The sequence below is a fragment of the Deltaproteobacteria bacterium genome (assembly GCA_009692615.1).
In the GTDB taxonomy this organism is placed as follows: domain Bacteria; phylum Desulfobacterota; class Binatia; order UBA9968; family UBA9968; genus DP-20.
In genome coordinates, this window is record SHYW01000042.1 from 1 (window position 1) to 22,825 (window position 22,825).

A 22,825-nucleotide genomic window follows, 5' to 3' on the forward strand; every position below is an offset into this window, starting at 1 on the left:
CAAATCGAGGCAAAACTAAGGACCCTATTAACCACGAGAGCAAAATGTAATCTGATATAACTTCGCAAAAACTGTAACTCATTACGAAAAAAACGATCTATCCTCCGCTGCCCTGCTTCCAGGGCAGTTGTTCAGAGGTTCCTTAAGTCTGCGGGGCCGCTTTCCGTCTGCGGGGCCGCTTGTCGGACCCGTGTAGGGGCCGACCTGCGTATCGGCCCTCCGAACGGGCGGACACATAGGTCCGCCCCTACCTGATCACCCTATCCGCTCGCACCAGCACGTTTGGCTCAACCGTCACGCCGATTTGCTTGGCGGCTATCAGACTGATCACGAGCTCAAACTTCATTGGCTGCTCGACTGGAATCTCGGCGGGCTTGGTGCCTTTCAAGATCTTGTCGACAAAGTCAGCGGCGCGCCGCCATTGGTCCGTTTGGCTCGGCCCGTAGCTCATTAAGCCGCCGGCCTCAACAAACTCACTGTCTGGATACATCGCCGGCAACCGGTTCTTTGCCGCGAAGTCCAACACTTGACGTTGCGCAGTATTGATAAGTGGACCTGTGGTCGTAATGAGCGCCTGGGCGCCGTCCCTTTTCGCTCGCGCGAATGCGCTCTCAAAATCGTCAAGGCTTCGCACTGGAAGGGAGAGAAGTTTGAGTCGCAACGCCTTGGCCGCAGCCTCCATGTCTGTAAGGGGCAAGTTTCCCCTCGCACCACCTGATCCCCCCCCAGAGGTAGGCCACCCGGGCAATCTTAGGGAATGCTTCCTTGAGCAGCTCCAACCGCTTGCCATCTAGATCTGGCGACATGAGGCTAAGTCCGGTGATATTCCCGCCTGGTCGCGCCAGGCTGGAAACAAATCCACTTCCTACTGGGTCGCCAGAACCAGCGAATACGATGGGAATCGTCGCGCTCGCCTTCTTAGCAGCTGAAATAGTCGGAGCTCCGACGGTGACGATGACGTCAACTTTGAGACGGACCAGCTCAGCTGCAAGGTCGGGCAGCCGTTCGAGTTTCCCTTCCGCATATCGGTACTCAATGACAATGTTTTTTCCTTCGACATAGCCAAGCTCGCGCAGCCGTCGGCGAAATGCTTCGACCCGGGCCGACATGACGGACGCGGGGGGCGTGACCAGAATTCCTATCCGGGGAATTCTCGCTGACTGCTGCGCCTGAGCTGAAACGGGAAGAGCCAAGAGCATCGAGCAAAAAGCTCGCCGCGTGATTTTTTTAGTCATGATTTTCTCCGTTAACAATTTCAGCCCGAGGCTGATCCGCCTATGGCGGAGCCTGTTTCAGCCGTATCCGCCAAAGGACGGATCAGCCCCAAATTTCCGCAAAAGGACGGACCAGCCTTAAATTGCGTGGCTGGGTTTGGCTGAGGCTGATCCGCCTTAGGCTGAGCCTATTGCCTTCTTAAGACTCACCCATCACTTTTTTCATCCGTTCGACGATATCCGGCGGCTGATGAATTACTTCCTTCGCCAACGCTTCGAGCCGCTCGCCGCTCACCGGCGCGATTTTCCATTGACGCTTCTTCGCTTCAGCGACGAATTCGCCATCCTTCAACATATTCAGATAAGCATCGCGCAAAAGCTTCACGCGATCGGTTGGAATTCCCGGCGTAGCGAGAATCGGCCGGCCAAACGCGCCGGGGCCGAGCACGACGCGCGCCAGACGTTTTTTTGCCTCCATGCCTTTGTCGTTTTTTTCCTGGTCCATCAACTCCCAGATCGTCGGAACGTCGGGCAAACGTTGATTGCGCTTGTTGCCGGTCTGAACGAGAAATCTAACGAAGCCGTTCCTCGCCCAAGTTTTTCCCGGCTCGCGCCCGAAAAACGCGCTGATTGTCGTGCCGCGGCAGTGAATCTCGGTTTTCTCCACTGCGAGGTCGACGTCAGCGGCGCCGGGATAGCCGGTGACCATGTTGAGTTTAACGCCGAACACTTCTTCGAGCAGTTTCGGAATATAAAAGCCGGTGCTGCCGACTCCCGACGCACCGCAACGCGGCGCTTCACTAGCTTTGCGCAGATCGAGCAGCGTCTTGTACGGTTGATCCGAGCGCATGAAAAACAGCTCGTCGTTTTCCTCCGGCGTGCCGATCCAAGTAAACTTCGCCCAGTCGAATTGCACTTCCTTGCGGCCCAGCAATTGGGCGAAATAAATCGGCGCGGTCACCGCGCCAAGTGTAAGCCCGTCGGGTTTGGCGATGCTGTAGACATAATTCGCCGCGGTGATGGAACCGCCGCCGGGCATGTTTTGGACGAGGATCTCCGGCTTGCCGGCAATTTGTTTCGGCAAATGCTGCGCCACCACGCGCGCATAAAGATCGCTCGCCGCGCCGGCGGAAGCGCCGACGACGATCTTCATCTGTTTGCCTTTGTAGAAGTCGCTTTGGGCTTGTGCGCTTGAAATAGTCAACATCAGAAGGGAGTGGACGAGTGCGGCGCAAGCGTTTTTCCGAAACCTCCTCGCCCTCCCTTGGAGGGAGAGGATTAGAGGTGAGGGTGGTGTTTCACGCGTGACGCACGGACCCTCACCCTCGCCCTCTCCCGCAAGCGGGCGAGGGAACGGAAAAGATGAATCGAACGATTTATGATCCATAAAACTAAAAATGATCTTGAACATTCGAACTATCTCCGCTTGCGCTTGGGCGCATACTTCGCTTCGAACTTACTCAACTCGGTCATGCCCGTCGCATCCCACGGCAGTTTCGCCCCGCCCGTAAAAGGTGTGTCAGGATGCGCCAGCACAAACTCATCCCAAGCACGCATGTCTTTCTTTTTGAATTCTTGAAAGAACGACCAGGCGGCAACTTTCAAAACTTGATCGGGTAAAAACGTGTACCACGCCGCGTTGAGGCCGAGCGCTTTATGTTCGGCAAATGTCAACGCGCGCGGCAATTGCCCTTTCATCGCCGAGAACGGGCCTTTGACGACTTTGCGCGCGCGCTTGATCTCGGCCACCGAATGCGGCGATTCGAACTGCACCCAGTCCGCGCCGCCGTCACTTTCGTACAATCGCAAACGCTTGAGCAGCTCGGCCATGCCGCCATTGACCGCGTTGCGCGCGTAACACTGCGCCATGATCACGAAGTCCCGATCGATTTCATTCTTGGCGTCCACCGCGACGCGATAGCGTGTCACCGCCTCTTCGCGGGAGATGACGGAAATGCCCGCCGAACCAGTGCGCCGTTTCTGATCGAGCGGTTGGTCGTCGAGACGAAGCCCAGCGAGGCCGGCTTCGATGCATTCTCTCACCAGCCGGCGCACCGCCATGATGCCGCCATGCCCGGTGTCGCCGTCGAGGATCACCGGCATCTTGACGCTCTTGGCGATCCACTTGGCGAATTCCACGCATTCGGTCATCGAGAGAATCCCGAGATCGGGTTGGCCGGTGTAGTTGCCGCCGGTGATGCTGGTGCCGACGAAGCAGGCTTCAACGCCATTAGCCTCCATGATTTTCCCGTGAAACGCGTTGGGCGCGCCGAGCACGGCGAGAACTTTATGCTTGCGGCACAGTAATTGGCGCAATTTAGTTGTCGGTTTCATGGCGCATACCGCCGATAATATTTTACCGCGTTATCCCAAAACAGTTTTTTCTTATCTTCTTCCTTGAGCTTCCAGCCCAGCACGGTTTCGACGGTGACTGGAAACCAACTTTCGCCGTGCGGATAGTCCGAGCCGAACATGAGGATGTCGGGGCCGAGCAGATCGATGACACTTTGGGTGATCGCTTCGCCTTCGGAGACTTCGATGCTCTGAAAGTAGCGCCCACCGGTGACGTAGTCACGAATGGTTTGTTCCAAACGCGGCAGAGCTTCCGGGCAGAGCTTAGTGTGTTCTTCCAGCCGACTCACCCACGACGGCAGCCAGCCGTGACCCGTGTTGTAGCAAAGTGATTATGTCAGGGGTTAACGGCATTGCCGTTAACCCCTGACATAATCACTTTGCTACAACACCAACCGCGCGAATTGTTGACTTCCACCTATGAACATGATTTTTCTCTAAGTTCTAATCGAAGACTCAGGAGGATTCGTATGGCAAGAATGCTGATAGCCGGCGAGTTGGTCGACTCGGAGAGCGGCGAAACAACAATAATTAAAAATCCGGCGACTGGAGAGGTCGTCGACAACGTTCCCAAAGGAACCATCAAAGATATTCGGCGGGCTATCGATGCCGCCAAGGGCGCGCTGAAGAAATGGTCGACCATGGCGCCGTCCAAGCGCGGTGCGATTCTACTCGCCGCGGGCCATACGATTCTCCAACGAGAAAAAGAGCTCGCCACCTTGTTGACCAAAGAACAAGGTAAACCGATGCGCGAGTCGATTCTGGAAATCCGCCGCTTCGTGCATACCCTCGATCATTACGGCGGCATGGCGAAAACCATGCGCACCAGCGCGGTCATGCTCGACACCGGCCGCCATGGTTTGGTGATGCGCAAACCGTTAGGCGTTTGCGGTTCGATTGTACCGTGGAATTTCCCGGTTTCGTTAATGGGCAATAAATTAGGACCAGCGTTGCTCTCCGGTAACTGCGTCGTCGTCAAACCAGCCGGTACCACGCCGCTCACCGATTTGGCCACCTGCGAGATCATCGACAAGGCGATCCAAGACGCCGGCGGCCCCAAGGGCGTTTTGAATTGCGTCACCGGCCCCGGCAGCGTGGTCGGCGAAGAGTTGCTGGTCAATCCGATCGTTAGAAAAATCGGTTTCACCGGCGCTACCGACACCGGCCGCCGGGTCATGCAGGCAGCCTCAGCCGACTTCAAGCATGTAACTTTGGAACTGGGCGGCAGCGATCCGATGATCGTCTGCGACGACGCCGATATCGATCGCGCCGTCAGCGCCGCCTCCGTTGGCCGCTTTTTCAATTGCGGCCAAGCCTGCCTGGCGGTGAAGCGGCTTTACCTATTCGACAGCATCGCCGATGATTTCATCGCCAAGCTGGTCGAGAAAGCGAAAAAAATCAGCATCGGCAACGGTCTCAAGGCTGGCGTCCTGATGGGCCCGCTGCATACAAAAGAACAGCGACAAGAAGTCGAAGATCAGGTCGAAGACTCGGTCAAACGCGGCGGCAAGTTGGTCTTCGGCGGCAAGCGGCCCGCCGGCGAAGATTACGACAAAGGTTTTTACCTGCAACCGACCATCGTCGCCGATGTCGACCCAGCCTCACGCATGATCCAAGAGGAAGTCTTCGGTCCGGCGCTGCCAATCGTGCGGGTGAAGACTTTGGACCAAGCGATCGAACATGCCAACGGCTCGATCTTCGGCCTTGGCTCGTCGATCTGGACCCGCGATATCAACCGCGCCATGTACGGCGCGGAAAATATCGAAGCCGGTTACACCTGGGTCAACTCGGCGCAGATCATCTATGACGAACTGCCCTTCGGCGGCGTCAAGCAGAGCGGCCTGGGCAAAGAGCATGGTGACGAGGCGATCGATTACTACACCGATTCCAAATCGGTGGTGATCGCCACCGATGTCGGCGGCGAGATCATCGGCGGCGAGTAAGCCGCGAAGCGGATTCCAGATTACATATTCCAGATTCCAAATTTGGAATATTGAATTTGGCATCTGGAATTGTGACCATGAATGTAGACCTGCCAGACATCTACAACGCCGCCACGACCTTCGTCGATGAAAACATCGCGCAAGGTCGTGGCGGCAAGGTTGCGATCTACTATCAAGATCAAAAGATCACCTACCAAGAAGTTTTCGAAAACGTCAATCGTACCGGCAACGCGCTGAAAGATCTCGGCATCGAGATCGAGCAGCGCGTTCTCGTCATTCTGCCGGATTCACCCGAATTCGCTTATTCCTTCTTCGGTGCGATCAAGATCGGCGCCGTCGCCGTGCCGACCAATCCTTGGATGTTCGCCAAGGATTACGAATATCTGATCAACGACAGCCGCGCCCGGGCCATTGTCGTGCACGAGTCGACGCTGCCCGAGATCGAAAAGATCTGGGACAACACGCCTTTCTTGAAACATGTCATCGTCGTCGGCAAGCCGAAGGGTAAAGCGCTCTCCTACGAGAATTTAATCGCCAAAGCATCGGACAAACTCGAAGCGGCAAAAACCTTGAAAGACGATGTCTGCTTTTGGGGCTATACCTCGGGCAGCACCGGCAGCCCTAAGGGCGCCGTCCATTTGCAGCACGACATGATCACGATCAGCGATCTGTTCGTCGAACCGGTGCTGCAGATGAAAGAAAACGATCTGTGCTTCTCGGCGTCGAAAATGTTTTTCTCCTACGGCTTGGGCAACTCTCTCTACTTTCCTTTCCGTTTCGGCGCCTCCACCGTGCTTTGGCCGGAGAAGCCGGAGCCGGAAAAAATTCTCCAAGTAATAGACAAGTACAAACCGACATTCTTTTTCTCGGTGCCGACGCTGTTCGCGCGTTTCCTGCGCATCGATAAGAAGTACGACATGAGATCGCTGCGCACTTGTCTTTCGTCGGGCGAACCTTTGCCACCGGCGCTGTTTCATCAATGGAAAGAGCGCACCGGTTTGGAACTACTCGACGTCGTCGGCTCCACCGAAGCGACCCATGATTTCTTGGCCAATCGACCTGGTCGGGCGAAAGCCGGCAGCAGCGGCGAAGTGACGCCGGCGTTTGAAGCGCGCATCGTCGACGACAACGGCCACGACGTGCCCATTGGTGAAGTCGGCAATTTAATGGTCAAAGGCGACGCCACCGCGCCGTTTTATTGGAACAAGCACGAACAGACCAAGCGCATGATGCAGGGCGAGTGGTTGAAGACCGGCGATACTTATTACCGCGACGCCGACGGTTATTACTGGTACTGCGGCCGCTCCGACGACATGATGAAGGTCGGCGGTCTGTGGGTTTCGCCCATCGAGATCGAAAACACTTTGATGGAACACCCGGCGGTGCTCGAATCCGGCGTGGTGGCGGACGAAGACGCCGACGGTTTGCTCAAGCCGAAAGCTTTCATCCTGCTCAAGAGCGAATATAAAGCCAGCGACGCGCTCAAAGTCGAATTACAGAATCACGTCAAGAGCAAACTCCAACCGTATAAATATCCGCGCTGGGTCGAGTTCGTCGACGACCTGCCGAAAACCGTGACCGGAAAAATTCAACGCTTCCGTCTGCGCACTAAACAATAATTCGAATTCGCCAAGGAGATTTTATGGCCACCAACATCAAAGAGCTCAAAGAGCAGCTCGCTTATTCCTGCAACATCCTCGCGAACGAAGGCCACTGGGACAACATCCTAGGCCATGTGTCGGTTAGAATCCCTGGGCAGAATAAGATTCTCATGAAGCCGCACAGCTTCGGCTTCGAAGAAATCCGGCCGCAGCATATTATCGTGGTCGATATTGAATCCGGCAAAAAAACCGACGGCAAGTTCGAGCGCCACTCAGAAGTTTTTATCCACACGGAAATCATGAAGGCACGCAAGGATGTCAACTGCGTCGTCCATTCGCATCCACCCTACGCCACCGCCTTCGGCGCCTTAGGCCAAAAGCTTCGCCCGATCAGCCATGAAGGAAATATTTTCTACGAGGGTCTGCCCACCTTCGATTACACCACAGCGTTAATTCGCACGCCGGAACTCGGTGTCGAAGTTGCGAAAAGCCTCGGCAACTACCGCGGCGTGCTGATGAAAAATCACGGCTCAACAGTCGTCGGGCCGACCATCGAAGTGGCGACACTGTATGCAATTTTCTTAGAAAAAGCCGCGCGCATTCAGCTCATGGCCACCGCGTCGGGCGATCCTTCTTGGACCAGCGATGCCGAAGCCGCGGTCAAGTACGAGCAGATCTACACGCCGCACCGCTTGGATTCCATGTGGGACTATTTCGTGCGCCGGGCCAAGAAGCTGCGCAAGTTGTAGGGGCGACTGGTCGGTCGGCGTTGCGGGTCTACCTGGTTGCCGTTCCTTTGAAGAATCCCTGCTTGTCCAGCTCGGCGACGAAGCGCATGTCCGTGAAATCGTCGGGTTTGGCGTTCTTGGCTGCCGGATCGCCCACTGAAACATCGGCAAGAACGTTTTCCATGCCTTTGCGTGTGATGTAGGGCGGGTATTCCAGGTTATCGCGGAACTGGTTGTAAGTATCCTCGGCGATTTCAATCTCTTTGACACGCAAATATTTCTGAATCATTTTCAGCGCCGCGGCTTTGTTGTTGCGAAAAATTTGCACGCCCTCGGCGTACGAGCGGACCACACGGCGGACGGTTTCTTCATTGGCTTTGATATAACTGCGGCTGGCGCCCACCGCCACCGAGACGAACTCCGGTCCGTCTTTGGCGAGGTTCATCAGTTCGTTCAATCCCGCCTTGCGCGCTCGGCTGTTGGTCGGCGGCGAAACCACGCCGGCATCGACCTGGCCGGTCATCAATGCGGTTAAAATATTCGGCACTTCCAACAACGGCAGGATTTGATAATCGCTCTGCTTCAACCCGCCCGAGTTGAGCGCGAACAGCGCCGAAGTGTGGGTCGAAGAACCGACCCGGGTGATACCGATTTTTTTACCGCGCAAATCGGCGATCCGTTTGATTTCCGGTTTAGCCATCAAAGAAAAAACCTGCCGGTTGGTGGCGCCGACGACAAAAGCGATGTTGGCGCCTTTCAAATTCGCCTGCACTTGATTGGCGCCGTCCATGTAGGAAAAACCGATCTCGCCGGCGAGAATCGCTTGGATGCCGCGAGAGCTCGACGCGATGTGCAGCAACTCGACATCCAAGCCGTTCTTTCTAAACAACCCTTCTTGCTGGGCCATGAACATGCCGCTTTGGGCGCCGGTGACCGCCGTCCAGTTGATCCGCACCTGGGTTTGCGCCCAGGCCTGAGCCGACAGCAGCAGGATAAATACGGTCGCGGCGATTTTTCCAGTTAGGCTTTTCATGTTTCTCCTTGGCGTTAAGACTGGCTCAAAGGTAACAATTCGCGGTGCTAATTCAACCCGTTTGGCAAGCTACAAAAACCGTGTTAGAAACGGCGCCATGAGCAAAAAAGTTCATCTCACGCTCGCCGTTGGCGACTACGAAAGCATCCGCGCGCTCAAAGAAGGCACGGTGAAAGCCGACGGCATCGAGCTCACCGTGATCACCGATATGAATTCGGATGTGCGCCACTGGCGCATGCTGAGAAATCGCGAGTTCGATTGCGCTGAGCTATCGATGTCGAATTATTTAATGGCCAAATACATCGGTTTGCCGTTCACCGCCATTCCAGTTTTCCTCCACCGCCGGTTTCGCCACGGTTTTATTTTTTTGAACGCCAACAAGGCCATTACCAAGCCGAGCGATCTGATCGGCCGCAAAGTCGGCCTGCGCAATTTCCAAGCGACGGCGAATTTATGGATTCGCGGCATTCTCGAACATGAACATGGCGTGCCCCACAAAAGTATCAACTGGCTCAAACAAGACGACGAAGAGGTCGACTGGACGCCGCCAGCGGATTTAGAAATTCACCGCATTCCAGCCGGAAAAAGTATCGAGAAAATGTTGGTCGAAGGTGAAATCGACGCGCTGATTCATCCAGAACTGATCCAGCCCGTTCTCGACAAAGACCAGCGCGTTACCCGGCTGTTTCCAAACTATCGGCAACTGGAAATGGATTACTTTAAACGCACGGGAATTTTTCCGATCATGCACACCACCGCGATCAAGCAAGAGATCGTCGACAAGTATCCCTGGGTGCCGATCAATCTCTACCAAGCTTTGGAAGCGTCGAAGAAAGCCGCGTATAAGCGCATGGAAAATCCCCGCATCGTGCCGCTCGCCTGGTTTCGCTCGTTCTTGGAAGAACAGGAAGAGGTGCTCGGCACCGATCCATGGGTTTACGGCCTAGGCGAGGTCAATCGCAAGGCGCTGGAAACCTTGATGCTGTATTCACAAGAGCAAGGGCTTCTGGGCAGAAAAATGGCCCTCGACGAACTGTTTATCAATACGGAGGCGCACTCTTAATCATGGCTGTAAACAACGTCGCAATCGTTGCCGGCGTCGGGCCTGGCACAGGAGCGTCATTGGCGCGCGCCTTCGCGCGTGAAGGCTATGCCGTTGGCTTATTATCGCGCCATGCCCAATCGAGCGAGCCGGTGGCCAATGATATTCACAACAGCCGCGGCAAAGCGCTGTTCGTCGCCACCGATGTAACCGATCGCCAGAGCGTCAACGATGCCGTGGCAAAAATTCGCGAAAAGTTCGGACCGATCAGCGCCTTTGCCCACAACGCCAGCGGTTATGGCCGGGCGTCATTCCTAGAAATGGACCCCGAGCAGGTGCGCCAATCCTTCGAAGCCAACGTCATGGGCGCGGTCTATCTGGCCCAAGCGACGATTCCCGACATGCTTAAAATTGGCCATGGCTTCATCGCCTTGACCGGCGCCACGGCATCGCTGCGCGGCCGGGCCGGCTTCGCGCCCTTGGCCATCGGCAAGTCGGGGCTGCGCATGCTCGGCCAATCCTTGGCGCGGGAATTCCACCCAAAAGGTATCCACGTCGTCCACGTCATCGTCGATGGCCAGATCGACACGCCGAAGCTTCGGACCAGAGAGCCTAAACGCGCCCTCGATACGGTTATTCCCCCAGGCGCCATCGCCGATTCGATCATCGCGTGCCTCAAACAACCGGTTAACGCTTGGACTCAAGAAATCGATCTGCGCCCCGCTGTCGAGAATTTCTAGCGGATTGATCTTACAGCGTTATTGTCGTAGATTCCCGACACCTATTGTATGCACCGGAGCCATTCAAAAAATGGCTTCAGGTAAGGAGGGGCTATGTTCGGCAAGGGCGTATTTCAAGAAGAAGAAAACCTACTGCGGGATATCATTCGCAGCGTCGACAAAAAGATCGATTTTTCCGCTAAAGAAGGTGAAGGCACCAAGTTCATCGTCCGTCTCAAACTGCGCAATCACGAAGGCGATGTGATGCTCGACCTGGAAGATCTCAAAGCCGCGAAGAAAGACATGATCCGGCGCCATCAGGTCAGACAAAAAATCAAAGCCCGCAGCGAGCACTTGGACGAGACTCGTTACGGTCATGACATCATGGGCCGGCAAACTGCGAGAATGCTGAAAGCGGCGCCGAAACTCGAACCGATGGCGCAGCGTGGCGGCTTCGGCCGCGGTGGACCGCGCCGATAATTTTTCATCGCCGACATCATAATAATAATTAATTCCAATCAGTGACCGCAGAGGCGTCATGGGAAAAGCGCAACTGATTCGCCACGCCTTGGCTCAGCATGGACAGCTGATCATGCCCGGCGTCTACGATGCCCTAAGCGCCAAAATCGCCGCCCGCGCCGGTTTCGAAGTTGTTTTCATCACCGGCTACAGTCTTTCGGCGACGCTTTTGGGCGAGCCCGATTTCGGTTTATTAACCCAAACCGAAGTCGTCAGCGCGGCCCAGCGAATCTGCTCGGTGATCGACACACCGGTGATCGTCGATGCCGACACGGGCTATGGCAATGCCATTAACGTCATGCGCACGGTGCAGGATTTGATCCGTGCCGGCGCTGGCGGAATGTTTCTCGAAGATCAAGTCTGGCCCAAGCGCTGCGGCCATATGAAGGGGAAACAGGTTATCCCACTTGACGAGCAGGTAAAAAAGCTTAAAGCCGCGGTGGAAGCCAAAGGCGATAATGATTTTTTCATCGTCGCCCGAACCGACTCGCGCCAAGCTCTGGGTCTTGATGAAGCGATCAAGCGCGGTAAGGCATTCAAAGATGCCGGCGCCGACGCGGTTTTCATCGAGGCGCCTGAATCCAAAGAGGAAATGAAAGAGATTTCCCGCCAAGTGGCCGGTCCGCTGGTTGCCAACATGCTGGAGCGCGGCGTCACACCGCTGATGGAACCCAAAGAACTAAAAGAATTAGGCTTTGATTTGGTTGTTTGGCCCCTGGCGCCGCTCTATTCGGTCGCCAAATCGTTGACCGATGTTTATACGACGCTTAGACGGGATGGCTCGACTCTGGCTATTTTGGATAAGCTTATGCCATTCGATGAGTTCAATGGTATCGTCGGCCTCAACGAAAAATACGCTCTCGACGCAAAATATAAAAGCTAGTTATGTAAAAGTGAAAACGTTATAGCCGCATCGGCATTAACACGTACAGATAGCCATCGACACCGCTCTTGCGGATCACACTTGGGCTAAGTTCGTCCTTAAGTTCAATATCGATCTCACCGTCGCCGGTCAGCACGCCCAAAACATCCATCAGGTAGCGTGCATTGAAGCCGATGGAAATAGTTTTACCTTTGTAATCCGCTTCAATATCTTCCACCGCCTCGCCTAAGTCAGGATTGTTCGCCGAGATTGCGACTTTACCGTTGGTGAACTCCATGCGCACGCCCTTATAACGCTCGCTGGAAAGAATCGACACCCGGCGCAAAGCTTGCAGCAACTCGTCATGATCGAGCTTAGCGATGTTTGGATTACCCTGGGGAATCACTTTCGTGTAGTCGGGAAATTCGCTATCGATCAAGCGCATAAACAGCTCGACCTTGTCCTTGATGACTAACCCCATGTTTTCTTTGAATCCCAAGGAAACCACACCGTCATCGCTGCTCTCCAGCAGCTTTTTGAGTTCGGCCAATCCTTTGCGCGGCAGGATCACACCTTTGGTCAAACCGAGAGAACCGAGAGTTTTTTCTTCGAAGGCTAAGCGATGGCCGTCGGTGGCGACCATTTTCACGTTGCCGTTATCACCCTGTTCGATAAACACACCGGTCAAGCCATAACGGGTTTCATCACTGGAAACCGAAAAGATCGTTCGCTCGATCATTTGCCGCATGGTCGAAGCCGGCGTGGTCGATAAACCCTGACTATCGAATTTGGGAAACTGGGGAAATTCCTTGGCATCCATGCCGACGATTTTAAAAACCGATTTACCGCTGCGGATTTCCACCCAATCGTTATCTAAACGCTTCAATTGCACTTGGTCATTACGCACTTCACGAATAATTTCGTAAAGTTTTTTCGCGCTGACCGTGACCGTTCCTTCTTTGACGACATCGCCTTCGACCGCCCCACGAACGCCGATCTCAAGGTCGGTAGCGGTAATGCGAATTTCTTTTTTTTGCGCTTCAATCAGGACGTTAGCAAGGATCGGCATCGTATTACGCCGTTCGACAATGCTCTGTGTCCAATAAAGCGTTGCGAGGAGATCTCCGCGCTTGGCTTTAATTTCCATACTGCCTCCCCTAACTTCTATTTTTTAATATATATATAATAATTAGTAGTAATAGTAGGGGTTGTGGATAAAGCACAGAAACGCTTTTACTGAATCAAATCGGCAAGCTACCTTGTGACTTCGGTAAGGTCGAAATCTGTTCTTTTCACTTTAACCTAAGCGTGAACGCGTTTAGTCCATACAAGTTAACAGTTCACCTGCCAGTTAATCACAGGTTGTTCACATATTTTTACGGATGTTAAGATTTATTTCGAGCTTCTCAATGGTGTTGAGCATGTGGGGATCTTCTTTGATTTTTCGCTCAATGGTTTTTGACGCGTGAATCACGGTGGAGTGGTCGCGGCCGCCAAATTTATCGCCGATCGTTGGGAATGAAGTTTCGGTGTGCTTGCGGCACAAGTACATGGCCATCTGGCGCGGCAGAGCGATGTTTTGGGTACGCCGTTTGGCTTTGAGATCGCCAATCTTGATATTGAAATAATCGCAAATGGTTTTTTGAATGCTCTCGATGGTGACTTCGCGCTCGGAGCTTTTCAGACTGTGGACTAGAACTTCTTTAGCGAAATCGATGGTGATCAAAGTCTTGGTCAGCGAAGAAAAAGCTTCCAGACGTGTCAAAGATCCTTCCAGCTCGCGCACGTTGGAATCGATATTCGAAGCCAGGAAGATCGCCACGTCGTGGGGCAGCAGCACATGCTCGGCTTCAGCCTTTTTCTGTAATATCGCCACCCTGGTTTCCATATCCGGCGGCTGAATATCGGCGATCAAACCCCATTCGAAGCGATTACGCAGGCGATCTTCAAGGCCGGGAATCTCTTTGGGGAATTTATCCGAGGTAATGACGATCTGTTTATGCGATTCGTAAAGCGAGTTGAAGGTGTGAAAGAACTCTTCTTGAGTTCTTTCCTTGCCGGCGATGAACTGGATATCGTCGACGATGAGAATGTCGACGTTGCGAAATTTCTTTTTGAATTCGTCCATCTTATCGCGCCGAAGCGATGCGATCAGCTCGTTCATGAAGGATTCAGAACTGAGGTAGGCAATTTTTAAGCCTGGCTTTTGCGCCACCGCGCGGTGACCGATGGCGTTGATCAAGTGCGTCTTGCCGAGACCGACACCGCCGTAGATAAACAGCGGGTTGTAATGTTCGCCAGGCTGATTGGCCACCGCCATACAAGCCGCATGAGCGAATTGATTACTCGCACCTATAACGAAGTTATTGAAGGTATACTTCTGGACGAGATTATTTTTATTGAGGGCTGGCTGTGCCGATGGTGTTGGTTCCTTTTGCAGCTTTTTTTCTTGTCTCGCCGCAGATGCGGGTTGCTCTAACTTGGCATTGATTTCGAATGTCACCGTTACGTCATGTTTGCTGATCGAAGTTAGAGCCGTTTCGATTTGCCGTAAATAATGTTCGGTCAACCAATCGCGAAAAAATTTATTCGGCACCGCCAAAACGATTTCATTTTTATTTTTTGCCGCGAAACGAACTGGCTTGAACCAGGTATCGAAGTTTTGTTTACCAATCCGCTCTTTTATTTCGGCCAGGGCATCAGCCCAAAGTTCTTCCATAGTTTTATCGTTAAGAGACTGAATTTATGTAAAAACCCCGAAAAATAGTTACGCACAAAGTTATCAACAGCTGTTGATAACTTTGTGCGGGTCAAAAGACGCGTGTATTATGAAAAACGGAAGCCGCATCAATCAGTCGAAAGCTGGTGAGTTTTCTCTTCGTTCGCGGTTGGCGTGGTTGTGACCCGTTGCAAACCATAAGAAAGAAAAAAAATTCACCGTCAAAAAAAATAAACGTAGAAATTATTTTCACTGTGTTTCGGAAGGATTTGTAATAGTCCTTTTCAAATTCTATTGCAAGAAAAAAACTCTAAGAAAAAATAATTTTATCACGATAATTTATTGACGGTGCAAGATCGCGATGTTAGCACTGTTGACGCGCAGCTTATGACAAACTCAGAAAAAAAATTTTCCCTTGCTTTACGTAGAATTCCTGGCGGCGTGAACAGTCCGGTGCGCGCTTGGAAGTCGGTGGGCGGCACGCCGCGCATGATTTCCCGCGGCAAGGGAAGCGCTATCTATGATTGCGATGGTAATCGTTACATTGACTTGGTCGGATCCTGGGGACCGTTGATTCTCGGCCACGCGCATCCGAAAATTGTCCAAATCCTCAAACAAACCGCGGCGCGCGGCACGACTTTCGGCGCGCCGACCTATGGCGAAGTCGAATTGGCCGAGTTGGTCACCAGCTTGATGCCGTCGATTCAGAAATTGCGGCTGGTGAGTTCCGGAACCGAAGCGACCATGAGCGCGATCCGGCTCGCGCGCGCTTTTACTCAGCGCACCAAGCTGGTGAAATTCGACGGCTGTTACCACGGTCACTCGGATGGCTTGTTGGTAAAAGCCGGCTCCGGCGTGGCGACTTTGGGTTTGCCGGATAGTCCTGGTGTGCCGCGGTCATTCGCTCGCGAGACTTTAACGGCGAAGTATAATGATATTCAATCGTTGCAAAAATTATTCGATCGTCACGGCAAGTCCATCGCTGCGCTGATCGTCGAACCGATCTGTGGCAACATGGGTGTGATCTTACCGCAGCCAGGGTTTCTCGCGGCGCTCAGAAAAATCACCCAACAGTATGGAACGCTACTGATCTTCGATGAAGTCATCACCGGTTTCCGCGTCGGGCTCGGCGGCGCGCAAAAACTGTTCAACGTTAAACCCGACTTGACCTGTTTAGGAAAAATCCTTGGCGGCGGCTTGCCCTTAGCAGCATTTGGCGGCCGGCGCGCGATCATGGATCAGTTGGCACCACTGGGGCCGGTGTACCAAGCAGGAACATTGTCAGGAAATCCCTTAGCGGTGGCCGCTGGAATGACTACATTGAAACTTCTGTCTCGTCCCGAAGTTTATGCACAACTAGACGCAAAGGGAAAACGGTTGGAAGAAGGATTCAGAAAAGTTCTCAGTAGGTACCAATTAAAAGCGACGATCAATCGCTTGGGCTCCATGCTGACGCTCTTCTTCGGCGTAGGTAAGGTTGATAACCCGGACGACGCCCGACATTGTGACCGGGAAATGTTCGCCCGTTATTTTCACGCCATGTTGGCTCGTGGGATTTATCTGCCGCCCGCGCCGTTCGAAGCGATGTTTGTATCCTTGGCGCATTCAAATAGCGATTTAGATAAGACAATCGCCGCATTCGACGACTGGATTAGAAAAACCCGGCGCGATTGAACCGCCAACCCCTTCATGCTAAAAAATCACCTCTGTGGGGGAAGAAGGGGAACACCCCGATAAGCGCCAAGACGACCAAGCTCCCTTCCTGCGCCGAGCGGGCTTATACTTAGGAGTAGCCTTCGAACTGCCAGGCACGATCATCGGTGGTCTGGTAGTAGGTTATTATCTCGACCAATACCTCGGCACGTCACCTTGGCTGCTGATCGCGTGCACCGCAATCGCGTTTGCCGGGGCCTTTGTAAGATTGGTGCGGTGGGCCAGGTTTTTTGCCCGCGAGCGCAATGGAAACGGCAGCGAAAAAGACGATACTGCGCATTGAGCTTTGGCATACGCTCTTGCTGCTAAGCCTGTGGGTTACGCTCGGAGCGAGCAAGTTCATCGATCCAACAGCATTACTCGTCGGCGGCGTGTTCATGGGCATCAACTTTCTCCTGCTCAGTTTCGGCGTCGCCATGGTGCTGACGCCGTTGGCCGGTAAAGGCCGAGTTAGAGTGGGAGTCGGGCTACTAGTTCTAAAGATTATTATTTTTCTCGGGCTTCTAACCGCACTGTTTTTTCGCTTTGATATAGACGCGCTTTCATTTGCTTTAGGATTTTCAACTTTGATCGTCGCCATCGTCATCGAAACATTGCGTAAAACGATTGCGTTAGGGACATAAGATTATGGAACATCCATTTACTTGGTATAACTGGCTACCCGAAGGCTTGCAGCATTCGCTTGGCGATCACACTTTTTTTGCCATCGTCGCCGTTTTGTTCTTGGTGCTATTTGCTGTAATGGCTCGTGGCGCCTTGGTCAAAGCGCAGGACGCCACGGTTCCGGCGGGTGAGCTTGGTTCGCGTAATATTGCCGAGTTGATCGTTCAACTGATCGTCAGTCAAAGCGACGCCATCATCGGCAAGGCCGGACGCAAGTACGTGCCGTTCTATGGAACGTTTTTCTTCTTCATTTTGACCAGCAACTTGATGGGACTCTTGCCCGGCTTCGGCGCGCCGACGGCTAATCTCAATACCACCATCGGTCTGGCTCTATGTTCTTTCATCGGCTACAACGTGATCGGCGTGCGCGAGCAAGGCATGAGCTATTTCAAACATTTCGTCGGCCCGATGACCAGCTTGCCCGGTAGCAGCATCATTTCCAAGCTCGCGTTCTTGCCCCTGCTGCTCATTTCCGTAATGTTTTTCTTTATCCTTGAGTTGTTTTCCCATGGGTTTCGGCCGGTTTCTCTGTCTTTACGTCTATTCGGTAACATGATGGGCGATCACCAAGTGATCGGCGCGTTTATCGGTTTGACCAAGTTGGTGGTGCCGGTAGCCTTTTACGTGATGGGGACACTGGTTAGTTTAATTCAAGCTTTCGTTTTCACATTGTTGAGCATGATCTACGTCGCCTTGGCGATCAGCCACGGCCATGACGAAGAACATGGACATGAGGCACATCACTAAGCGACGGGCCGTTGTGGAGAGGATGAGGAAAGAGGAGTGGCAGGCCTAAGACGCTGGAAAGGAGGAGGGATGAAGAAGCTGTTTGCCTTTTTTGCTATGCTGTTTTTGAGTTTGATGGCAACCGGGTTAGCCATGGCTGCCGAAGGCGCCGCCGCGGGCGGCGATGGGCAAGTCAAAGGCACGTTGGCACTGGCCGCTGGTATTGCCGTCGCGCTCGCTTCCTTTGGCGCCGCTTTGGGCCAGGGCCGTGTTGGCGCAGCCGCGATGGAAAGCATCGGACGCAATCCGAACGCCGCCGACAAGCTGTTCTTGCCGCTGGTTCTAACCTTGGCGTTGCTCGAAGCGTTGGCGCTCTATGGTTTCGTTATCGCGATTCTCTTGCAGGGAAAGATCTAATTACTGAATCGCTCGAATCGAGAAGGGGTGGGGGGAATTCTCCCCACCCCTTTTTTATTAGCTTGGCAATTGCACTGCGTACAAGTGGACTTGGGTATAGCGCAGAAGTTCTTCTAGAGTGTGGAGCTTGTAGGGTTTCAAATAGAAAATATCTTTGATGCCAGTGTTGACCAGCACTTTGAGGCAGTGAATGCACGGCGTGTGGGTAATATAGATAGCGCCGTCCTTAATAGTGGAGCCGTTTTTCGCCGCTTGGGCGATGGCGTTCATCTCCGCGTGAATGGTGCGAAAGCAGTTCTGCTCGGTGTCGCCATTGGGCGTCTTCGATTCGTAGATCAGACAACCGACATCGGTGCAGTGGGGCATACCGGCTGGTGCTCCATTATAACCTGTCGCGAGAATGTTTTTGTCGCGCACGATCACGGCGCCGACTTTGGCCCGGGTACAGGTCGAACGCTCGGCCACCTGTAAGGTGATGGTCATGAAATATTGATCCCAGCTCAATCGTTCGCTCATGTTTTAATCCGCTTTGGCGGCGAGGGTGACTTTGTCGCCGATCTTGGCACCGGTGCGCTGCCGCGCGCTACCTTTATTAAGCGCAATCTCGAGCAGGCCCCAGCTGTTGAATACACAGGCGAATTCGCCGGCGCCGACCATCGAATAGTTAGCCGAAATACCGCCGACCTCGACCGGACCGAGGGAAATGCGCATCCGATCTTTTGCGAGGCCGGTCAATTCGCGCTCGCGGATGTTGACGAATAGATTGCCGAAGTTGTCGATGTAAATGATCTCCCCCTCGATGCGTTGATCTCGGCGCATCGGCTTGGGGATGATGAGATCAACAAAGCTGTCCAGTTTCTCACCGAACTCGGTGGCCGGTACGCCGAGTGATAGATGTGCCGCTACCGGCGCGAAGACTTCTCTGGCGTGAAATGTGTTGCTGGTCGGGTGAAGCTGGAAATCTATGTTCGACAGCAGCGTGATGCTGCTCGGTTGTTTGCGCTCAAAGGCGACGCTCAGCACGCCATTGTCCGGTCCGATGTAGAAACTGCCGTCGAATTCGATCAGGATCGGCCGGCGCGAGCTGCCGACACCGGGGTCGACGACGACAACGTGAATGGTGCCGGGCGGAAAATAGCGAATCGAGTGTTGCAAGATCAATGCGCCCGCCATGACATTCTGCGGCGGCACACCGTGGGTCAAGTCGATCACATGGGCATCGGGATTGATCGCGTAGATCACCCCTTTCATGATTCCCACGAAAGAATCCTGATAGCCAAAATCGGTGGTAAGCGTAATCAGCATAGCCTAAAGCGCAACATCAGCGCTAGTGTAGAACGAATCCAACCATTCAGCAAAAGGATTTTCACTCAAGTTCGGTCAAGCCGGCAGACTAATCAAGAAATCGCCCTAGCGTCAAGTTACGGAGGAGTGCTTCTTTTCGCATGTTTCGTCCTCTGGTGCATCGCAACTACGCGCTCTTTTGCTCGAATGACTTGATCGCGTCGGTGGGCTAATTCGTCCGCGAAGGACATTTATACTGATAGCGGGCGAAATCACCGGCTCGCCCATCGCTATGGGCATAATCGGCTTTGACTTCGCGCACATCGTCGGCCCGTCTCTCGGCGGGTTGTTGATTCTCTGGATCGGCGAAGGTTTGGGTTTGCCGGTCACCGCGCCGGGCATCGGAACGGTGTTGTCGCTCATCGTCCTTGGCATTTTGAAAGAACGTTGGGAGCGCAAAATATTGCTCTGGTATTCCGCCAAGCCGACGCCGTTGTTGCTGATGCTATTTGTTTATCGCGGGCTCTCAGGCTGTCGATCGTAGTGCTCGGCTAGCTCGGCTGGCCGACCAAGAAAACGGCGGAGAAAATTTTATAGTTCTTCCAAGACCGCGGCGAACAGCAACGGCACCATGATCTCCATGTGGCCGGTGAGATGGTAACCCTTGCCGCCGTTCATGGTCGGGCGGTTAACCACATTGGTCAGCGGCCGGTAGTGCTGCAAGAAATCGAGATTGACCGTGGTTAGGTTGCCAACGGGATTGCCGAGATTGCGCGCAAGACTGACCGCCTTTAAGAAAACTTCCGGCAGGATCACCGCCGAACCGAAATTCAAATAAATGCCGCGATCCAAGGTCGCCACCACCGAGGTCAGCGTGCGAAAGTCGCGCAAACTGCAATCGCCGAGCGCTTTGCCGTCGGCTTTGGGATGCATATGAATGATGTCGGTCCCGATGGCAATGTGCGACGTAACTGGTATACCCAATCTCGCGGCGGTCGCGAGAATGCTCAACTTTCGGTGCGGCAAACGATTCTTGTTGATCGCTTGGCCCACTGCGGCGCCGATGCCTAACTGGTTTTTCGAGCCTTCGCCAATCGCTTGATTGATAAACGCGCCGGTTTCTTCGCCCATGCCGAAGCTGCCGTCGGTTAACGTTGCGGCAACATCTTCCGACGTCTCGCCCATAAACGCGAGTTCGAAGTCATGGATCACGCCGGCGCCGTTGAGCGCGATGGCGTGGATAATCCCACGTTCCATGAAGTCGATAATCAATGGACTCAAGCCGACTTTGATGGGGTGCGCGCCCATGCCGAGAAGCACGGTTTTTTTCTGCCGATGGCAATCGGCGATCTTGCGCGCGATCGCTTTTAAATTCTGCGCCGCGAGGATGTCGGGCAGGCCGCGGATGAACGCGCGTACGCTTAAGCCTTTGTTAATTTTCTTGCCGAGCAGAGCGGTCTGAACTTTGCTGAACCGTTTGCTGACCGGATAGGTGCGAACTTTGCTGAAGTCCAAGGGTTTGAATCGTTTGGGCGGCATGCACTTATTTCGCGGCGAAAAGTTTTTGGTCGACGATGTCGCAGAGCACATGGCCGACGAGAATGTGGGTTTCCTGGATGCGCGCGCTATTTTTGCCCTCGCCGGCGCGCAGCAGGTAATCGACGTTGCCGACCATCTTGCCGCCGCTGCCGCCGGTGAGACCGATGGTGGAGATCTTAAACTGTTTACAGGTTTCAATGGCGGCTAGCACGTTGGGTGAATTGCCGCTGGTGGAAATCGCGAGCGCAATATCGCCGGCTTTGCCGAGGGCTTGAATCTGCTTGACGAAAATTTGCGAGTAATCGTAATCGTTGCCGATGGCGGTCAACGCCGAAGTGTCGGTGGTTAACGCCAGCGCCGGCAGCGGCGGCCGTTCGATTAAGAAACGGTTAGTGAATTCCGCAGCGATATGTTGCGCGTCGGCGGCGCTGCCGCCGTTGCCGAAGAGTAAAAGTTTGTTGCCGCTCTTAAACGCCGCGATGACGGCGTCGATGGCTTGCATCAAGGTGTCGATATTATCGCGCAGGAAAGCTTGCTTGACCCGGATGCTTTCGTCGAAAGCGTTGACGATGGCGTCTTTCATGCGCTTTTTTCGTAGTGCTTGGACATTTGGCTGGAAACGCCTTTTTTCGCCAAGGCTTGGTCGAACCACTGGCGCACGATCAACTCTTCGTCGGCGTATTCGATCTGCGAGCCGCCCTTTTTGCGATCGACGGAGGGCTGATAGCGGCTGCCCAGGCCCTTGAATTTTTTGCTGCCGAAGGCGCGCAGAGCTAAATAGCGCGCCGGCCGGACGCCGGCGTTGAAGTGCTGATGCCACCAATTTTCCGGTGGCACCACCATGCTGCCTTCGCGCCATTCATACTTTTTTATTTCCGCGCCGTCGGGCCAGATTAGCGAATAGCCTTCGCCGCCGAGAATGATCGCATGGGCGCCGGCGCCGTGGAGGTGGGCTTTTTTGTAAGTTCCGACGGGAAATTCCGAAATATGACAGGCGGTGGTGTTTTCCGAAAGCTCGAACTTGATGTTGCTGCCGCCGGCGCCGCGCACGTCATAGTCCATTAATTTAAAGTTACGCGCGTCGGCGACAAAATTAGTCTCCCAAGCATTGCCGGCGAATTTGAAACCTTTGAAATCGCCGGACAACAGATTGCCCTCGCCGTTAAAATATCCCTGGTGGGCATCGAAGCGATCGTTGAAAGCAAAATCGTTGTGGAAGATGAAATCGAGATTGTGTAGCAGGTTGATCATGGTCGGCGCGGTGGTGACCGCCAAGTAGCGCGCCGATTCGCTGCCGCTGCCGTTGTAAAGTTGATGCCAAGTGTTTAACGGCGGCGAGAATAACGAGCCCGCATGCCATTCGAACGTCTGCTTCTGGTTTTCATGGTTCCAAACCGTGGTAGCGCCGCTGCCGCCGATGACGTAAATCGTTTCTTCAAATAGTTGACGCTGCGGCTTCAAACTTTTTCCCGGCGGGATCTCACAGATATAAGAATTATTCACCTGGCCGGCGCCTTCCATTTGCAGGAACGCGCCGTTGCCGTCTTTGCGCTGCCAAGGTTCCAAGTGAACCTTGCGGATATCCTCGACGAAGAAACTCTTGATGATCGGGATGCCTTCGCCCTCGACCCATTTATCGTAGCTCGATTTGGCGCCTTCCGGCGTCTCGCTGGATTCTTCTTTCTGTGCCTTCACCATGATTTTACCGCCGTAAAATTTTTACCATAGGGTCGGCGCAGAAGAAAGCGCGC

26 protein-coding genes are annotated in these 22,825 nt (G+C 53.9%); 13 read left to right on the top strand and 13 right to left on the bottom strand.

The features are described from left to right. Nucleotides 1-247 precede the first annotated feature (247 nt). The 5 genes from EXR70_11905 to EXR70_11925 form a co-directional block, all read right to left on the bottom strand. A complete protein-coding gene (locus EXR70_11905) occupies nt 248-790 on the bottom strand; it encodes a hypothetical protein (protein MSP39185.1) in 543 nt (180 codons plus the stop codon). Further along, nucleotides 621-1,235: a hypothetical protein gene (locus EXR70_11910; protein MSP39186.1), complete on the bottom strand. Its 615-nt coding sequence runs from the start codon at nt 1,233-1,235 to the stop codon at nt 621-623. Before EXR70_11910 ends, EXR70_11905 begins: the two co-directional genes overlap by 170 nt. Nucleotides 1,236-1,413: 178 nt before the next feature. After that, a complete protein-coding gene (locus EXR70_11915) occupies nt 1,414-2,625 on the bottom strand; it encodes a hypothetical protein (GenBank protein MSP39187.1) in 1,212 nt (403 codons plus the stop codon). 5 nt (nt 2,626-2,630) lie between these two features. After that, a complete protein-coding gene (locus tag EXR70_11920; protein ID MSP39188.1) occupies nt 2,631-3,548 on the bottom strand; it encodes an isocitrate lyase/PEP mutase family protein in 918 nt (305 codons plus the stop codon). Beyond that, nucleotides 3,545-3,868 carry a hypothetical protein gene (locus EXR70_11925; GenBank protein MSP39189.1) on the bottom strand — a complete coding sequence of 108 codons (324 nt, stop codon included), beginning with the start codon at nt 3,866-3,868 and terminating at the stop codon, nt 3,545-3,547. The genes EXR70_11920 and EXR70_11925 overlap by 4 nt, the downstream gene beginning before the upstream one ends. A 168-nt stretch (nt 3,869-4,036) precedes the next feature. On the opposite strand from EXR70_11925, the gene EXR70_11930 reads away from it, so the two are divergent. The 3 genes from EXR70_11930 (at nt 4,037) to EXR70_11940 (ending at nt 7,859) form a co-directional block, all read left to right on the top strand. Next, nucleotides 4,037-5,509: an aldehyde dehydrogenase gene (locus EXR70_11930; protein ID MSP39190.1), complete on the top strand. Its 1,473-nt coding sequence runs from the start codon at nt 4,037-4,039 to the stop codon at nt 5,507-5,509. 77 nt (nt 5,510-5,586) lie between these two features. After that, nucleotides 5,587-7,128 (top strand): benzoate-CoA ligase family protein, encoded by a 1,542-nt coding sequence (locus EXR70_11935; GenBank protein MSP39191.1) that lies wholly within the window; start codon nt 5,587-5,589, stop codon nt 7,126-7,128. A 23-nt stretch (nt 7,129-7,151) separates the two neighbouring features. Beyond that, complete coding sequence (locus tag EXR70_11940; GenBank protein ID MSP39192.1) at nt 7,152-7,859, top strand: class II aldolase/adducin family protein; 708 nt, start codon at nt 7,152-7,154, stop codon at nt 7,857-7,859. 28 nt (nt 7,860-7,887) lie between these two features. Here EXR70_11940 and EXR70_11945 read toward each other — a convergent pair whose 3' ends face one another. Beyond that, entirely contained in the window at nt 7,888-8,871 is a 984-nt protein-coding gene (locus EXR70_11945; GenBank protein MSP39193.1) for an ABC transporter substrate-binding protein, read from the bottom strand. Here EXR70_11945 and EXR70_11950 point away from each other — a divergent pair. From EXR70_11950 to EXR70_11965, 4 genes are all read left to right on the top strand, one after another. Further along, on the top strand, nt 8,870-9,934 hold the full coding sequence (locus tag EXR70_11950) for an ABC transporter substrate-binding protein (protein ID MSP39194.1): 1,065 nt from the start codon (nt 8,870-8,872) through the stop codon (nt 9,932-9,934). The two genes, EXR70_11945 and EXR70_11950, sit on opposite strands and share 2 nt — an antisense overlap. Then, nucleotides 9,802-10,653: an SDR family NAD(P)-dependent oxidoreductase gene (locus EXR70_11955; protein ID MSP39195.1), complete on the top strand. Its 852-nt coding sequence runs from the start codon at nt 9,802-9,804 to the stop codon at nt 10,651-10,653. The genes EXR70_11950 and EXR70_11955 overlap by 133 nt, the downstream gene beginning before the upstream one ends. 93 nt (nt 10,654-10,746) lie before the next feature. Beyond that, nucleotides 10,747-11,112: a hypothetical protein gene (locus EXR70_11960; GenBank protein MSP39196.1), complete on the top strand. Its 366-nt coding sequence runs from the start codon at nt 10,747-10,749 to the stop codon at nt 11,110-11,112. A gap of 58 nt (nt 11,113-11,170) precedes the next feature. Further along, nucleotides 11,171-12,034: an oxaloacetate decarboxylase gene (locus EXR70_11965; GenBank protein ID MSP39197.1), complete on the top strand. Its 864-nt coding sequence runs from the start codon at nt 11,171-11,173 to the stop codon at nt 12,032-12,034. 19 nt (nt 12,035-12,053) lie between these two features. On the opposite strand, the gene dnaN is transcribed toward EXR70_11965, so the two are convergent. Beyond that, nucleotides 12,054-13,160 carry a DNA polymerase III subunit beta gene (gene dnaN / locus EXR70_11970; protein MSP39198.1) on the bottom strand — a complete coding sequence of 369 codons (1,107 nt, stop codon included), beginning with the start codon at nt 13,158-13,160 and terminating at the stop codon, nt 12,054-12,056. A gap of 219 nt (nt 13,161-13,379) precedes the next feature. Next, entirely contained in the window at nt 13,380-14,732 is a 1,353-nt protein-coding gene (gene dnaA, locus EXR70_11975; GenBank protein ID MSP39199.1) for a chromosomal replication initiator protein DnaA, read from the bottom strand. 387 nt (nt 14,733-15,119) lie between these two features. Between dnaA and hemL the strand changes: the two genes are divergently transcribed. The 5 genes from hemL to EXR70_12000 all read left to right on the top strand — a co-directional run bounded on the left by hemL (nt 15,120) and on the right by EXR70_12000 (nt 18,251). Beyond that, nucleotides 15,120-16,406 carry a glutamate-1-semialdehyde-2,1-aminomutase gene (gene hemL, locus EXR70_11980; protein MSP39200.1) on the top strand — a complete coding sequence of 429 codons (1,287 nt, stop codon included), beginning with the start codon at nt 15,120-15,122 and terminating at the stop codon, nt 16,404-16,406. A 25-nt stretch (nt 16,407-16,431) separates the two neighbouring features. Further along, nucleotides 16,432-16,728 (top strand): AtpZ/AtpI family protein, encoded by a 297-nt coding sequence (locus EXR70_11985; protein ID MSP39201.1) that lies wholly within the window; start codon nt 16,432-16,434, stop codon nt 16,726-16,728. Next, on the top strand, nt 16,691-17,068 hold the full coding sequence (locus EXR70_11990; protein MSP39202.1) for a hypothetical protein: 378 nt from the start codon (nt 16,691-16,693) through the stop codon (nt 17,066-17,068). Before EXR70_11985 ends, EXR70_11990 begins: the two co-directional genes overlap by 38 nt. A 4-nt stretch (nt 17,069-17,072) precedes the next feature. Next, nucleotides 17,073-17,855, top strand: coding sequence for an ATP synthase F0 subunit A (gene atpB, locus EXR70_11995; GenBank protein MSP39203.1), 783 nt, complete (start codon nt 17,073-17,075; stop codon nt 17,853-17,855). A 69-nt stretch (nt 17,856-17,924) separates the two neighbouring features. After that, a complete protein-coding gene (locus tag EXR70_12000) occupies nt 17,925-18,251 on the top strand; it encodes a F0F1 ATP synthase subunit C (GenBank protein ID MSP39204.1) in 327 nt (108 codons plus the stop codon). 57 nt (nt 18,252-18,308) lie between these two features. Here EXR70_12000 and EXR70_12005 read toward each other — a convergent pair whose 3' ends face one another. Both EXR70_12005 and EXR70_12010 read right to left on the bottom strand, forming a co-directional pair. Further along, entirely contained in the window at nt 18,309-18,767 is a 459-nt protein-coding gene (locus EXR70_12005; protein MSP39205.1) for a dCMP deaminase family protein, read from the bottom strand. Nucleotides 18,768-18,770: 3 nt separating this feature from the next. Then, nucleotides 18,771-19,556, bottom strand: coding sequence for a hypothetical protein (locus tag EXR70_12010; GenBank protein MSP39206.1), 786 nt, complete (start codon nt 19,554-19,556; stop codon nt 18,771-18,773). 271 nt (nt 19,557-19,827) lie between these two features. On the opposite strand from EXR70_12010, the gene EXR70_12015 reads away from it, so the two are divergent. Beyond that, nucleotides 19,828-20,079: a hypothetical protein gene (locus tag EXR70_12015; protein MSP39207.1), complete on the top strand. Its 252-nt coding sequence runs from the start codon at nt 19,828-19,830 to the stop codon at nt 20,077-20,079. 47 nt (nt 20,080-20,126) lie between these two features. On the opposite strand, the gene EXR70_12020 is transcribed toward EXR70_12015, so the two are convergent. From EXR70_12020 to EXR70_12030, 3 genes are read right to left on the bottom strand one after another with little or no spacing between them, the layout of a single operon-like run. After that, nucleotides 20,127-21,074, bottom strand: a complete 948-nt coding sequence (locus EXR70_12020) for a hypothetical protein (GenBank protein ID MSP39208.1) — start codon at nt 21,072-21,074, stop codon at nt 20,127-20,129. A gap of 4 nt (nt 21,075-21,078) precedes the next feature. Next, nucleotides 21,079-21,657: an SIS domain-containing protein gene (locus EXR70_12025; GenBank protein ID MSP39209.1), complete on the bottom strand. Its 579-nt coding sequence runs from the start codon at nt 21,655-21,657 to the stop codon at nt 21,079-21,081. Continuing rightward, the gene (locus EXR70_12030; protein ID MSP39210.1) at nt 21,654-22,772 is read right to left on the bottom strand and encodes a cupin domain-containing protein; all 1,119 of its coding nucleotides are present in this window, start codon (nt 22,770-22,772) and stop codon (nt 21,654-21,656) included. Before EXR70_12030 ends, EXR70_12025 begins: the two co-directional genes overlap by 4 nt. Nucleotides 22,773-22,825 lie beyond the last annotated feature (53 nt).